13 protein-coding genes, 1 tRNA gene and 1 pseudogene are annotated in these 14,522 nt (G+C 56.0%); 7 read left to right on the forward strand and 8 right to left on the reverse strand.

All coding sequences use genetic code 11. The annotated features are described in order from the left end of the window. Positions 1-63 precede the first annotated feature (63 nt). Complete coding sequence (gene dinB, locus RTX96_RS13045; protein WP_103821572.1) at positions 64-1,119, reverse strand: DNA polymerase IV; 1,056 nt, start codon at positions 1,117-1,119, stop codon at positions 64-66. A gap of 275 nt (positions 1,120-1,394) precedes the next feature. Here dinB and dpaA point away from each other — a divergent pair, with 275 nt between their 5' ends. After that, complete coding sequence (gene dpaA, locus RTX96_RS13050) at positions 1,395-2,138, forward strand: peptidoglycan meso-diaminopimelic acid protein amidase (protein ID WP_103821571.1); 744 nt, start codon at positions 1,395-1,397, stop codon at positions 2,136-2,138. Here dpaA and RTX96_RS13055 read toward each other — a convergent pair. After that, the gene (locus RTX96_RS13055; protein ID WP_103821570.1) at positions 2,109-2,876 is read right to left on the reverse strand and encodes a class II glutamine amidotransferase; all 768 of its coding nucleotides are present in this window, start codon (positions 2,874-2,876) and stop codon (positions 2,109-2,111) included. The two genes, dpaA and RTX96_RS13055, sit on opposite strands and share 30 nt — an antisense overlap. 46 nt (positions 2,877-2,922) lie before the next feature. Next, positions 2,923-3,504: a D-sedoheptulose 7-phosphate isomerase gene (gene lpcA / locus RTX96_RS13060; RefSeq protein ID WP_042396145.1), complete on the reverse strand. Its 582-nt coding sequence runs from the start codon at positions 3,502-3,504 to the stop codon at positions 2,923-2,925. Between the two features lie 237 nt (positions 3,505-3,741). On the opposite strand from lpcA, the gene fadE reads away from it, so the two are divergent. Both fadE and RTX96_RS13070 read left to right on the forward strand, forming a co-directional pair. Next, positions 3,742-6,201, forward strand: coding sequence for an acyl-CoA dehydrogenase FadE (fadE, locus tag RTX96_RS13065; protein WP_312671311.1), 2,460 nt, complete (start codon positions 3,742-3,744; stop codon positions 6,199-6,201). A gap of 111 nt (positions 6,202-6,312) precedes the next feature. Next, positions 6,313-7,083 carry an amidohydrolase gene (locus tag RTX96_RS13070; protein WP_103821568.1) on the forward strand — a complete coding sequence of 257 codons (771 nt, stop codon included), beginning with the start codon at positions 6,313-6,315 and terminating at the stop codon, positions 7,081-7,083. Between the two features lie 89 nt (positions 7,084-7,172). Here RTX96_RS13070 and RTX96_RS13075 read toward each other — a convergent pair. Further along, positions 7,173-7,249 (reverse strand) — tRNA-Asp (locus RTX96_RS13075). Between the two features lie 132 nt (positions 7,250-7,381). After that, positions 7,382-8,113 carry a DNA polymerase III subunit epsilon gene (gene dnaQ / locus RTX96_RS13080; protein ID WP_181016667.1) on the reverse strand — a complete coding sequence of 244 codons (732 nt, stop codon included), beginning with the start codon at positions 8,111-8,113 and terminating at the stop codon, positions 7,382-7,384. Here dnaQ and rnhA point away from each other — a divergent pair. Next, a pseudogene (gene rnhA / locus RTX96_RS13085) lies at positions 8,067-8,644 on the forward strand (ribonuclease HI). The gene dnaQ and the pseudogene rnhA sit on opposite strands and share 47 nt — an antisense overlap. On the opposite strand, the gene RTX96_RS13090 reads toward rnhA, so the two are convergent. Continuing rightward, entirely contained in the window at positions 8,645-9,361 is a 717-nt protein-coding gene (locus tag RTX96_RS13090) for a class I SAM-dependent methyltransferase (RefSeq protein WP_103821565.1), read from the reverse strand. It abuts the pseudogene before it with no gap. 33 nt (positions 9,362-9,394) lie between these two features. On the opposite strand from RTX96_RS13090, the gene gloB reads away from it, so the two are divergent. Both gloB and mltD read left to right on the forward strand, forming a co-directional pair. Then, positions 9,395-10,150, forward strand: coding sequence for a hydroxyacylglutathione hydrolase (gene gloB, locus RTX96_RS13095; RefSeq protein WP_103821564.1), 756 nt, complete (start codon positions 9,395-9,397; stop codon positions 10,148-10,150). Between the two features lie 73 nt (positions 10,151-10,223). Next, positions 10,224-11,591: a murein transglycosylase D gene (gene mltD / locus RTX96_RS13100; protein ID WP_312671312.1), complete on the forward strand. Its 1,368-nt coding sequence runs from the start codon at positions 10,224-10,226 to the stop codon at positions 11,589-11,591. Positions 11,592-11,659: 68 nt separating this feature from the next. Here mltD and RTX96_RS13105 read toward each other — a convergent pair whose 3' ends face one another. Next, positions 11,660-12,427 (reverse strand): methyltransferase domain-containing protein, encoded by a 768-nt coding sequence (locus RTX96_RS13105; protein ID WP_312671313.1) that lies wholly within the window; start codon positions 12,425-12,427, stop codon positions 11,660-11,662. Between the two features lie 77 nt (positions 12,428-12,504). Continuing rightward, positions 12,505-13,305: an endonuclease/exonuclease/phosphatase family protein gene (locus RTX96_RS13110; protein WP_103821561.1), complete on the reverse strand. Its 801-nt coding sequence runs from the start codon at positions 13,303-13,305 to the stop codon at positions 12,505-12,507. Between the two features lie 196 nt (positions 13,306-13,501). Here RTX96_RS13110 and yafC point away from each other — a divergent pair, with 196 nt between their 5' ends. Then, positions 13,502-14,401, forward strand: a complete 900-nt coding sequence (gene yafC, locus RTX96_RS13115; protein ID WP_312671314.1) for a DNA-binding transcriptional regulator YafC — start codon at positions 13,502-13,504, stop codon at positions 14,399-14,401. Positions 14,402-14,522 lie beyond the last annotated feature (121 nt).

Genomic DNA, 14,522 nt, shown 5'->3' on the forward strand with positions numbered 1-14,522 from the left:
CGCTTACCCGGCCTACGGTTCAACAATGTAGGCCCGGTAAGGCGACGCCGCCACCGGGCTTTTTTACAGGCCTAAAACCAGCTGCCGCTCAAGCTGCGGATCGAGCAGCGTCACATGCAGCCCCACCAGCCGCACCCCGCGCTCTCCCCGCCGCTCTTCCCACACGTTGCGCGCAGTGGCGATCAGATCCTCTTTATTCAGCTGCGGCCAGACATGTTCCTGGGTGGTTTGCTGAAAATCGTTAAACTTAAGCTTCACTCCCTGGCGGGCGATCAGCAGATCCGGCTTAACGGCGGTCAGCCGCCGCTCCAGCTCCGGATAGAGGCGCTCGATGATCGCCACACACGCTTCCCACTCGTGGATGTCCTCTGCCAGCGTACGCTCTACGCCCACCGACTTGCGCAGCCGCTCGCCGGTGATCTCCCGCTCGTCGATCCCCTGACTGCGCTCCCAGAGCACGCGGCCAAACTTACCGAAGCGCTTGAGGAGCATGGCGAGGTCGCTCTTCTGCACGTCCTCGCAGGTGCGCAGGCCGAGCGTCTCCAGCTTTGCGGCCGAGACTTTACCGACGCCCGGAATTTTTGACAGCGGTAGCGTCTTCAAAAAGGCAGGCACCTCATCCGGGGTAATGACGTACTGCCCGTTGGGCTTGTTCAGGTCGGAGGCGATCTTGGCCAGAAACTTGACCGGCGCAACGCCCGCCGAGGCGGTGAGCTGCAGCTCGTTAAAGATGCTCTGGCGGATCTCCTGGGCCATCAGGGTAGCCGAGCCGTGGCAGTGCACGCTGTCGGTCACATCGAGAAAGGCTTCATCCAGCGAGAGCGGTTCAATGCGCGACGTGTAGCGGGAGAAGATCGCCTGAATATGGCGCGAGGCCTCTTTATAGGCGTCAAAGCGCCCCGGCAGCAGAGTGAGGTGCGGGCAGAGCTTGAGCGCCATTCCGGTAGGCATGGCGCTGCGTACGCCAAACTTGCGCGCCGGGTAGTTGGCGGTGCTGATGACGCCCCGGCGCTCGCGGCTTCCGCCGATGGCGATAGGGATATCTCGCAGGGCGGGATTGTCGCGCATCTCAACCGCTGCGAAAAAGCAGTCCATATCAACATGTATTATTTTTCGCATCTGCTTATTTTGCCTGGGAAGTCTCTGCCCTCACTGGATAAGTATACAGCTTTTGCAGATAAAATGAGAAGCACCGCGTATGCACAAGCTTAGCCAACGGTCTTGAATAGCGGTATGATGGGGTCTGAGCAAAACAATTTGTAAACTCCGCCTGGCGGGCTTGCGAAAAAATACGGGGGTGATAATGTGAGCGCTCCTAATACAGATTAGTCTGATTTCGGATCTCTTTTGCCGTCCTGGCAATGTGGTAACCGCTTTATCAAGGAACAAGTAGTATGCGCATAATCGCATTATTCATTGCGATGCTTACAATACCGTGCGTCTCGTTTGCCGGCCTGCTCAGCAGCAACAGCTCAACAACGCCCGTTAGTAAAGAATATAAGCAGCAGTTAATGGGTTCCCCGGTCTATATCCAGATCTTCAAGGAAGAGCGCACGCTTGAGCTGTACGTCAAGATGGGCGAGCAGTACCAGCTGATGGATAGCTATAAGATCTGTAACTACTCCGGTGGCCTCGGTCCGAAACAGCGCCAGGGCGATTTCAAAAGCCCGGAAGGGTTCTATAGCATTCAGCGCAGCCAGCTTAAGCCTGACAGCCGGTTCTATAAGGCGATCAACATCGGTTTTCCTAATGCCTACGATCGCTCGCACGGCTATGAAGGAAAATACCTGATGATCCACGGGGCGTGCGTCTCAGTGGGCTGCTACGCCATGACCGACTCCGGTATTGATGAGATCTTCCAGTTCGTCACAGGTGCCCTGGTCTTTGGTCAACCGAGCGTGCAGGTAAGCATCTATCCGTTCCGTATGACCGATGCCAATATGGCGCGCCATAAGTATTCGCTCTACGCGGACTTCTGGAAGCAGCTGAAGCCGGGCTATGACTACTTCAATACCCTCCACCAGCCGCCGGTCGTTTCGGTGGTGGACGGTCGTTACGTAGTGAGCAAGCCGCTTAACAGCAGCGGCGCGATCCAGCCTCAGCTGGCGTCAAACTACACGCTCTCCGAGACAAAATAGCACCCACTCCCCTGGCATAATTTTATGCCAGGTTTCATTGCCGGTTAGCGGCTGGGTAGCAATTACAGAGACCACGTCATTCGGCGTGGTCTCTTTTTGGAAATCGATCTCCACATCCTGATCCAGCAGCTTGGCCACGCCAAACGGCGCTCGGCGGGTGATCCAAAACAGATTGGTCGAGCAGAACGCCATGACGTAGCGTCCGTCTGACAGCAGCATATTGAATACGCCCTTCTCACGCAGCTCCCCTGCCAGCGTCGCAATGTACTTAAATACCGCCGCCATATTACCCGGCGTGCGCGGATAGCGCGCGGTGAGCTTATGCAGCAGCCAGCAAAACGCTTTCTCGCTGTCGGTTTCACCCACCGGACGGAAGTTACCGGTCTCCAGCGACTTATAGCCCGTCAGCTGGCCGTTATGGGCGTAGGTCCAGTTGCGACCCCATAGCTCGCGAGTAAAGGGGTGGGTATTCTCCAGCGACACCTCTCCCCGGTTGGCCTGCCGAATATGGGCCACCACCGAACACGATTTGATCGGGTAGTCCTGAACCAGTTTCGCTATCGGAGAGTTGTAGCTGGGCTGCGGATCTTTGAACGTGCGACAGCCTTTGCCTTCATAAAAGGTGATGCCCCAGCCATCTTTGTGCGGCCCGGTTCCCCCACCGCGCTGAACCAGCCCGGTAAAACTAAAGCAAATATCGGTAGGCACATTGGCGCTCATCCCGAGCAGTTCGCACATACAACACCTCCACAGCTCATCGGGGGCCGGGCCCCCGTACGACGTCTTAAGCCTTCACCATCTCTTTTTCAATCAGTTGAATCAAGATGTGGATCACTTTGATATGAATTTCCTGAATGCGGTCGGCGTAGCCAAAGTGCGGAACGCGGATCTCAATGTCGGCGCTGCCGGCCATTTTGCCGCCGTCTTTGCCGGTCAGGGTAATCACCTTCATGCCTTTGGCGCGCGCAGCGTCGATCGCTTTGATCACGTTGCCAGAGTTACCAGAGGTAGAGATGCCCAGCAGCACGTCACCCTCGCGGCCTACTGCTTCTACATAGCGGGAGAAGATGTAGTCGTAGCCAAAATCGTTACCGACGCAGGAGATGTGGCTGACGTCAGAGATAGCGATAGCCGGGTAGCCCGGACGATTCTCGCGGTAGCGACCGGTCAGCTCTTCCGCAAAGTGCATCGCATCACAGTGTGAACCGCCGTTGCCGCAGGAGAGCACTTTACCACCGGCTTTGAAGCTGTCGGCCAGCAGCACCGCGGCGCGCTGGATAGCGTGAATATTGGCGTCATCCTGCAGAAAGTTAGCCAGCGTCTCCGCCGCTTCATTCAGTTCGTTACGAATCAGATCCTGGTACATAAGATGTCCTTCAGAATAGATAAATTTTACCTGCGCAGTTTACCGGATAGCACCACACGCGAGAAGCTAAAGCCATACTTATCACCGGGCGTTTTAGGTATCCGTGCCCTCATCACCTTCAACAATGTGAACCAGGTTGTAATTACTTTGTAAACACATTGCTAAATATAGTGGCATCCACTACAACAATATCATCTAAAGTGGTCAGACCTCCTACAAGCCAGGGAGCAATTGTTTATGATGATTTTGAGTCTTATCGCAACAGTCGTACTGATTGGCGCGCTGTTCTACCACCGCGTCAGCCTGTTTTTAAGTAGCCTGATTTTACTGGCCTGGACCGCCGCGCTTGGCGTTTCCGGCCTGTGGTCCATCTGGGTGCTGGTGCCGCTCGCTATTATCCTGGTGCCGTTCAATTTGCCCGCGATGCGTAAATCTATGATCTCCGCCCCGGTGTTTCGCGGTTTCCGCAAGGTGATGCCGCCGATGTCGCGCACCGAGAAAGAGGCCATTGACGCCGGGACGACCTGGTGGGAAGGCGATCTGTTTCGCGGCAATCCAGACTGGAAAAAGCTGCATAACTATCCGCAGCCGCGCCTGACTGCCGAAGAGCAGGCGTTTATTGACGGGCCGGTGGAAGAGGCCTGCCGCATGGCGAATGATTTTCAGATCACCCATGAGATGGCCGACCTGCCTCCTGAACTGTGGGCGTACCTGAAAGAGCACCGCTTCTTTGCGATGATCATCAAAAAAGAGTACGGCGGCCTTGAGTTCTCCGCCTATGCCCAGTCCCGCGTACTGCAGAAGCTCTCCGGCGTCTCCGGTATTCTGGCTATCACCGTCGGGGTGCCTAACTCCTTAGGCCCGGGCGAACTGCTGCAACACTACGGTACCGAAGAGCAGAAAAATCACTATCTGCCGCGTCTTGCCCGTGGGGACGAGATCCCCTGCTTTGCCCTGACCAGCCCGGAAGCGGGTTCCGATGCCGGTGCTATCCCGGACACCGGCGTGGTGTGCATGGGCGAGTGGCAGGGCGAGCAGGTGCTCGGTATGCGCCTGACCTGGAACAAACGCTATATTACGCTGGCGCCCATCGCTACCGTGCTGGGCCTCGCGTTTAAACTCTCCGACCCGGAAAAACTGCTGGGCGGCGACGAAGAGCTGGGCATTACCTGTGCATTGATCCCCACCAGCACCCCCGGCGTGGAGATTGGCCGTCGCCACTTCCCGCTTAACGTTCCATTCCAGAACGGACCGACCCGCGGTCAGGATATCTTTGTGCCGATTGACTACATCATCGGTGGACCAAAAATGGCCGGTCAGGGCTGGCGGATGCTGGTGGAGTGCCTGTCGGTAGGCCGCGGCATTACCCTGCCATCCAACTCTACCGGTGGCCTGAAGTCTGCGGCGATGGGTATCGGCGCCTACGCGCACATTCGTCGCCAGTTCCGCATCGCCATCGGCAAGATGGAGGGGATCGAAGAGCCGCTGGCGCGCATTGCCGGTAACGCCTACGTGATGGATGCCGCTGCGTCGCTGATCACCTACGCTATTGTGCTCGGTGAAAAACCGGCGGTGCTCTCCGCTATCGTCAAATATCACTGCACCCACCGCGGGCAGCAGTCGATTATTGATGCTATGGATATCGCCGGCGGCAAAGGCATTATGCTCGGCGAGAGCAACTTCCTTGCTCGCGTCTACCAGGGCGCGCCAATCGCGATTACCGTGGAAGGGGCCAACATCCTTACCCGCAGTATGATGATCTTCGGCCAGGGGGCAATCCGCTGCCATCCTTATGTACTGGATGAGATGGCGGCTGCCCAGAGCAACGATCTTAACGCCTTCGATAAGCTGCTGTTTAAGCACATCGGCCACGTGGGCAGCAACACGGTGCGCAGCTTCTGGCTTGGCCTGACTCGCGGCCTGACCAGCAGCACGCCAACCGGGGATGCGACCCGCCGCTACTATCAGCACCTTAACCGTCTGAGCGCTAACCTGGCGATGCTGTCGGATGTCTCAATGGCGGTGCTGGGCGGTAGCCTGAAACGTCGCGAGCGTATCTCGGCGCGTCTGGGGGATATTCTGAGCCAGATCTTCCTCGCCAGCGCGACGCTGAAACGCTACGACGATGAAGGCCGCCATGAAGCCGATCTGCCGCTGGTTCACTGGGGCGTGCAGGATGCGATCTATAAAGCAGAGCAGGCGATGGACGACCTGCTGGCGAACTTCCCGAACCGTGGCGTTGCCGCCCTGCTCCGCGCGACCATCTTCCCTACCGGGCGTCACTATCTTGCCCCGTCGGACAAGCTGGACCATGCTGTGGCGAAGATCCTGCAAACGCCGTGTGCCACCCGCTCCCGCATTGGCCGCGGTCAGTACCTGACGGCCAGCGAGCATAACCCGGTCGGCCTGCTGGAAGACGCCCTGCTGGACGTGATGGCTGCAGATCCAATCCACCAGCGCATCTGTAAAGAGCTCGGTAAGAACCTGCCGTTCACCCGTCTCGACGCGTTGGCCAGCGACGCGCTGGCTAAGGGGATTATCGACTATGACGAAGCGCGGATCCTGACCAAAGCTGAAGAGAGCCGCCTGCGCAGTATCAACGTGGATGATTTCGAGGCAGACGCGCTGGCTACTCAGCCGGTTAAGCCCCTGCTTCCCCTGCTGCCGGAAAAAGTGCGTAAAATCGAAGCCGCGTAACGTTATCTGTGCCGCAACCGACCCTGCCCTCGGGCAGGGTTTTTTATTGCCACACAACCGCGTTTTGCCGTGGTAGAGTGTTCGGACGCTACAAAAATGGGGAGACTCATCGTGCCTGGTTTTAAAATTACGCTGTTGCAACAGCCGCTGGTGTGGATGGATGGTCCCGCTAACCTGCGGCACTTCGATCGCCAACTGGAAACAATTATCGGGCGCGACGTTATCGTTCTGCCGGAGATGTTCACGACGGGTTTTGCTATGCAGGCCGCGCAGCAGTCGCTGCCGCAGAGTGAGGTGATTGCATGGATGCAGGCCAAAGCGCAGCAGACGAATGCCCTGGTTGCCGGTAGCGCAGCGCTACAGAGCGAACGCGGGCCGGTAAACCGCTTCCTGCTGGTTGAGCCGGAGGGCAAGGTGCATAGCTATGATAAGCGTCACCTGTTTCGCATGGCCGACGAACATCACCACTATGAGGCCGGTACCGAGCGCGTGGTCTTTGAGTGGCGCGGCTGGCGCATTCTCCCCCTGGTCTGCTATGACCTGCGCTTCCCGGTCTGGTCGCGCAACCGCAACGACTACGACCTGGCCCTGTACGTGGCTAACTGGCCTGCGCCGCGCTCGCTGCACTGGCAGGCCCTGCTGGTAGCGCGCGCCATTGAGAATCAGGCCTACGTTGCAGGCTGTAACCGTGTCGGTACCGACGGTAACGGACACCACTACCGCGGCGACAGTCGCATCGTTAGCCCGCAGGGTGAGATCCTCGCGACCGCCGAGCCGCATCAGGCCACACGCATTGATGCCGAGCTGTCGCTGGCCGCGCTGAAAGATTATCGTGAAAAGTTCCCGGCCTGGCAGGATGCTGATGCCTTTACGTTGGATTAGCCTTAATACATAACGGGGGCGCAGCTGCCCGTTTGAAGGGCAAAAACGACGAAGGCCTGAATCATTGCTGACTCAGGCCTTCTGAATAGTGGCGGAACGGACGGGACTCGAACCCGCGACCCCCTGCGTGACAGGCAGGTATTCTAACCGACTGAACTACCGCTCCGCGTTGTGTTCCCTTGGGAACGAGGCGAATATTACGTATTGCCTCGCACGCCGTCAATGCTTTTTCACTGCTTTTGAAGCGTTTGCTGCAAAAATCGCCCGCGCGCTGTTTTTATCGACAAAACAAGGCGTTTCAGGCCCGCCACAGGCAGGATCCACCCTTCTTCTGTACCAGATCGAGACGCGATTCATGGGCCATCACCTCTTCATCGCTGGCTAATACCACACGTAGTGCATTTGCTCGGCGAGCAACGCGCTGAATAGTCGCTTCGCCCTGTGCCTGCTGGTTTTCACCCTCAACGGAGAACGCCATTGACGTCTGCCCGCCCGTCATCATTAAGAAGACGTCGGCAAGGATCTGGGCATCGAGCAGTGCCCCGTGCAGCGTTCGCTTGCTGTTATCTATCTCATAGCGTGAGCAGAGGGCATCCAGGCTGTTGCGCTTGCCGGGGAACATCTTCCTTGCCATCGCCAGGCTATCGGTCACCTTACAGAAGGTGTCCGTTTTAGGAATGCCCCGGTTCAGCTTGCTGAACTCATAGTCCATAAAGCCGATATCAAACGATGCGTTATGGATCACCAGCTCAGCGCCACGAATATAGTCGATAAACTCATCGGCAACGTCGCTAAACAGCGGCTTATCCAGCAAAAACTCATCTGCAATCCCGTGCACGCCAAAGGCTTCCGGATCCACCAGCCGATCCGGCTTGAGGTAGACGTGGAAGTTATTGCCGGTCAGGCGACGGTTAATCACCTCCACCGCGCCGATTTCAATAATCTTATGTCCTTCATAGTGGGCACCGATCTGGTTCATACCGGTGGTTTCTGTATCAAGGACGATCTGTCGTGTAATTGCAGTGCTCATAGCGGTCATTTATGTCAGACTTGTCGTTTTACGTCGATTTCAACTACAGGAAGTCTACCAGAGATGCTCAAACAGGTAGAAATTTTCACCGATGGATCTTGCTTAGGTAACCCAGGGCCTGGCGGCTACGGTGCTATTTTACGCTATCGCCAGCATGAAAGAACCTTCAGCGAAGGGTATCGCCTTACGACCAACAACCGCATGGAGCTCATGGCGGCTATCGTCTCTCTTGAGGCGCTGAAAGAGCACTGCGAAGTGGTGTTAAGCACCGATAGCCAGTACGTCCGTCAGGGGATCACCCAGTGGATCCACAACTGGAAAAAGCGCGGCTGGAAAACGGCCGATAAGAAACCGGTAAAGAATGTCGATCTCTGGAAGCGACTGGATGCGGCACTCAGTCAGCATCAGATCCGCTGGGAGTGGGTTAAAGGCCACGCGGGCCATCCGGAAAACGAACGCTGCGACGAGCTGGCCCGCAGTGCAGCGATGAATCCAACCCAGGAAGACGTAGGCTATCAGCCCGAGAGCTAATTAGGGTTTGCGGTACTGGCGCGTTGCGCCAACCGCCTGAGGCACGCGTGCTTTTGCTTTGCTCTGCTTCATCGGGTTAAGCGTCAGAGGGATGGTTCGCTTACGGGCAACGATAAGCTGCATACAGCCCAGCGCGGGCAGATGGGTAGTGAGCACCTTTCCGCCCTGTCGGGTCCACGGCAGCACCTGAAAACCGCTATGGTGCACCACCTCGAAGTTGAGCAGCGACAGCCAGTCGAGCTGGCGCATCATCGTAAACATCCTGCTGCGGTAGACCGCTGACTGACGCTTGATGGGCAGCGCCTTGCGGAGCCCCAGCAGGCTGACAGGATTAAACCCGCTCAGTATCAACCAGCCATCATCAATCAACACGCGATCGGCTTCATTTAACAGACGGTGCGGATCCGGGCACCAGCTCAGCGTATGGGCCAGCAGGCAGGCGTCGACGGATTTATTCTCAAAAGGAAGATGCAGCGGATCGGCTCTGACCTGTGCAGGCTCGCCCTGCAGCGAGACGTTAACCTGATGCGAGATAGCGCAGCTTTCGGCATTGATTTCCGCGCTGAGATTGCCAATCTTAAGCAGGTGAAATCCGTAAATCTTTGCGAACCAGGGCTTAAGCTGCTGCTCCAGCGCCTCGCGGTAGTATTCGCCACGGGAAAACTCAGCCCAGTGGGCGGGTGCTGAGAACGTTCGAGGTGTCCTTGCCGGTTTCATCACAACCTTCCGCTACGCTTTGAGAGGTATTATATGAATCTTAACAGTATTCCCGCATTTCAGGATAACTACATCTGGGTGTTAAGCAATGACGAAGGTCACTGTGTGATTGTCGATCCGGGCGAAGCGGCTCCGGTGCTGAGTGCTATCGAAGATAACCAGTGGCAACCGCAGGCGATCCTCCTTACTCACCACCATCACGATCACGTTGGCGGTGTGAAAGAACTCCGTCAGCGGTTCCCGGACGTAGTGGTATATGGGCCGGAAGAGACACAAGATAAAGGGGCAACGAAATGCGTAGTTGAGGGGGATAAGCTCATTCTTTTGGGCTACGAATTTTCTGTTTTTGCCACGCCGGGTCATACGCTGGGTCATGTATCTTACTATACAATTCCTTACCTTTTTTGCGGCGACACGCTGTTTTCAGGCGGTTGCGGCCGACTGTTCGAAGGAACAGCAGATCAGATGTATCAATCTTTTCAGAAAATTAACGCCCTTCCCGGCGAAACGGTTATATGTTGCGCACATGAATATACATTAGCAAATATGAAGTTTGCCCAACATATTCTGCCTGGTGATGCGTCTATTGAGGATTATCTTAATAAAGTGAAGCAGTTACGCACAAAAAATCAAACAACGCTACCCGTAACGCTGGAAAATGAGCGGCGTATTAATGTTTTTTTACGTACTGAAGATCCTGATTTAATTAGAGTTATAGATAAAGAAACAAAATTGCAACAGCCTAATACGCGTTTTGCATGGTTGAGGTCAAAGAAAGACACATTCTGAAATTTCATACTTGTCATCTGGATCCTTCGCCGTTATGATTGCTCGTCTTTTAAGCAACTATTGACTCACACACATGAAGGCACAAGCGATCTTACTCGCCTCTGTCCTGCTTGTGGGTTGCCAGGCGTCTAACCACGACGGCAACGTACAACAGCACGCACAGAGCCTTTCTGCAGCTAGTCAAGGGGAAGCAGGGAAGTTTACAAGTCAGGCGCGGTGGATGGACGATGGAACATCCCTCGCGCAGGATCAGGACTTGTGGGCTTTCATTGGCGACGAGCTAAAGATGGGAATTCCGGAAAACGACCGGATTCGCGAACAGAAACAGAAGTATTTAAGCAACAAGAGCTATCTCCACGATGTAACTTTACGGGCAGAGCCGTATATGTACTGGATAGCAGGGCAAGTTAAGAAACGTAACATGCCTATGGAACTGGTACTACTACCCATAGTGGAGAGCGCTTTTAACCCGCACGCGACGTCTGGCGCCAATGCCGCAGGTATTTGGCAGATCATTCCGAGTACGGGGCGCAACTACGGTTTGAAACAGACTCGCACTTACGATGCGCGTCGTGACGTTGTGGCATCTACCACCGCCGCACTCGACATGATGCAGCGTCTTAACCGCATGTTTGACGGCGACTGGCTGTTGACGGTGGCTGCCTATAACAGCGGCGAAGGGCGTGTCATGAAGGCAATGAAAGCGAATAAATCGCGCGGGAAACCTACCGATTTCTGGTCGCTCTCACTGCCTCAGGAAACGAAAATTTACGTGCCAAAAATGCTGGCCTTGAGCGATATTCTCAAGAACAGCAAGCGCTACGGTGTCCGTCTGCCTACGCCTGACGATAGCCGCGCGCTGGCTCGCGTCCGGCTGAACAGTCCGGTTGGCATGAGCCAGCTGGCGGATATGGCTGGCATGCCGGTCAGCAAGCTGAAGACCTTTAACGCTGGCGTTAAGGGCTCGACGCTGGGCTCCGGTGGACCGCAGTATGTGATGGTGCCGCAGAAGCACGCCGACCAGCTGCGTGAATCCCTGGCCTCGGGTGAAATCGCTGCCGTACAGCCGACGCTGATGGCGGATAACACCCCGCTGACCAGCCGCAGCTATAAGGTACGTTCTGGCGATACGCTGTCCGGTATTGCTTCACGTCTCGGCGTGAGCGCTAAGGATCTCCAGCAATGGAATAGCCTGCGCGGTTCAAGCCTGAAGGTGGGCCAGAGCCTGACCGTTGGCGCAGGCAGCAGCGCGCAGCGTCTTGCCAGCAACAGCGATAGCGTTAAGTACCGCGTGCGTAAAGGCGATTCGCTCTCCAGTATTGCGAAAGATTACGGCGTAAATATTAAGGATGTTATGCGCTGGAATGACGATACGGATAACCTGCAGCCGGGCGATCAGCTCACGCTGTTTGTGAAGAATAGCGCCACGCCAGACTCCTGATCATCGAACCGTTTCATATAAAAAAGCACCGTTTCCCCCGGTGCTTTTTTTATTGCTGTTTGCGTGAATTAGCGTTTTTTCGCCTCAATAAATACCGTATCGCTGGTAAATGAACCGTCATCCTGCAGCTCAAAGTAGGCTTTTACCGCCTGTGATGCGCTCTCCTGATAGAGACGGATCGCTTTGCTCAGCGCATCTGGCGTACGCATACGCGCGATCCAGGAGGAGAACTCCAGCACCAGACGATCGGTAACCAAATCACAGGTCGTCAGCCCTACCTCGTTAATCTGTGCCAGCCACTGGCCGCTAGAGTAGTTGCGCACGTGAGAGGTATCGCGCAGGGCTTCAACCGTCTGCAACCAGATATCACGTACTGGCTCGCCCGGCGACATCACATCCATCAGGAATACCGTTCCGCCAGGCTTCAGAACGCGCTTAACTTCGCGCAGGGCCTGGCCGAGATCCTGCCAGTGGTGTGCTGAATAGCGGCTAATCACCACATCAAAGGTCTCATCGGCGAAGGGTAAACGCTCCGCATAGCCCTGCTGGGTGCTGATATTCGTTAAGCCCTTCTCTTTTGCCGCTGCGGCTACCACTCCCAGCATATCGCTGGAGAGATCGTACGCCGTCACCTGCCCTACCGCAGCAGCGGCGGTAAAGCTGGCATGTCCTCCGCCACAGCCGACGTCTAACACCTGAGCCTGTGGGAAGCGCTGGAGACGATCGCGCAGCCGCTCTAAATCGCGGCCCGCGGCATGCACGGCGCTGGTTAAGTAGGCGCTCGCCTGGGAGCCAAACTGATCTTCGACGTTATCATGATGGGATTTTGCTGCCATTGTGCTGTCCTTTTAGGTTAAGTAAAAAAGAGGGCAGCACCCGTTTAGGCCTGCCCTACGGCAGACCTGACGCACCACTATTTATCAGGTTTGCCGGGACTGAATTCAACGAGTAGCGGATTGTGATCGGAGGCGCGAGTGACCAGCACTGAAGCTTCGTTCACGTTCAGACCACGATAGAAGATAAAATCGAGCGGACGACCAAACGCCCGGCGGCGATTGTCATCTGTAAAGCGTACCTGACGCAGGGACATCTCCCGGGAGAAGCGATAAAGCGCGTTCATGCGCGGGCGGCTCCAGGCATTAAAATCACCGGCCATGATCACCGGGCCGTTATGCTGGGCAATCTGATCCCCGATAGGCAGCAGCTGCTTGCTGTAGACATCAACCCCCAGGCTGAAGTTAACCGCATGGACGTTGACGACCATCAGCAGCCGTCCGTCAGGCAAAGGATAGACCGTCACCAGGGCGGACTTCGCCAGCCGCAGGATCGGCTCACGTTCGCGCAGCGGGCAGCAGTAGACCGGATGGGCAGATGCCAGCGTCATGACGCCTGAGGGGTGCTGAGGCAGCACAAAGGCCGGCACCTGATCCGCCGCCAGATAGTTTGTGGTAGCAAAGCGGATAAGCTCAGGCGTGGTTTGTGCCTCCTGCAGCAGCACGAGGTGGGCATCTTTACCAAAGTTCTGCAGTACCGACTGCCACTCAGCACGCTGCTGTTTGAAAATGTTCCACACCAGGACGCGAATATTCTCTTCTTCGCTCAGCGGTGCGCCTGGGGGCGATGCCTGGCCAATGCTCGCGAATGACCCGGGCGGCAGGATCCGCTCGGCGGGCTGTCCCGCGATGTAGCGCATGGCATGGGTATGTTTTCGCACTTTCGGCTTCTTACCTCTGTAACCTGTTTACCCTGGATACCAGGGCCACTCCTTCTGTTATAGGGATTTTAGCGCACACTTTCAACGCTGCATGTAAAAACAGATGTTTTGCTAAGGGAGTGGCACTCAATACAGGCGCGTGGTTAAATAACAAAAATCGTTAAAATGCGGATAAAATTTTGCTACAGGTGCAAAAATGAAGGCAACATCAGAAGAGCTGGCTATATTTGTCGCCGTGGTAGAGAGCGGAAGCTTTAGCCGTGCCGCAGAGCAGCTTGGGCAGGCCAATTCGGCTATCAGCCGGGCGGTAAAAAAGCTGGAGACCAAGCTGGGCGTGAGCTTGCTTAACCGCACCACGCGCCATCTAAGCCTGACCGAAGAGGGTGAGCGCTATTTCCGTCGCGTGCAGCTTATTCTGCAGGAGATGGCGGCGGCAGAAAACGAGGTGATGGAGCATCAGCAAACGCCACGCGGCCTGCTGCGTATCGATGCAGCCACGCCGGTTGTGCTGCATTTTCTCATGCCGATGATTAAGCCGTTTCGTGAGCGTTATCCGGAGGTGACCCTCTCGCTGGTCTCATCGGAGACCTTTATTAACCTCATCGAGCGTAAAGTAGACGTTGCTATTCGCGTCGGCACGCTAACGGACTCCAGCCTGCGCGCCCGACCGCTGTTTAAAAGCTCCCGCAGGATGATCGCCTCCCCTGCCTACTTGGCTAAATACGGTACGCCGCAGAGCGTGGACGATCTCAAACATCACACCTGCCTGGGCTTTACCGAGCCTGTTTCCCTGAATACCTGGCCGATCGCCTGTGAAGATGGACAATTGTATGAAATCAACAGCGACATCACCTCTAACAGCGGCGAAACGCTGAAGTATCTCTGTCTTTCAGGGAACGGTATTGCCTGTCTGTCTGACTATATGACGGATAAGGAGATTGCCAGCGGTGAGCTGGTTGAAGTACTGGCGGATAAGCGCCTTCCGGTTGAGATGCCGTTCAGTGCGGTTTACTACAGCGACAGAGCCGTCAGCACGCGTATCCGTGCCTTCGTCGATTTTCTTAGCGAGTATGTGAAACAGCGTCAGCAGCCGTGAAGTCGGCGGTTTCGCTATAAATAGCAAGCAAAAAAAACCGTATCTCGTGAGAGATACGGCTTCTTAAATAAGTGGCGGAACGGACGGGACTCGAACCCGCGACCCCCTGCGTGACAGGCAG

The sequence above is a fragment of the Pseudescherichia sp. genome, assembly GCF_032052675.1.
GTDB lineage: Bacteria > Pseudomonadota > Gammaproteobacteria > Enterobacterales > Enterobacteriaceae > Pseudescherichia.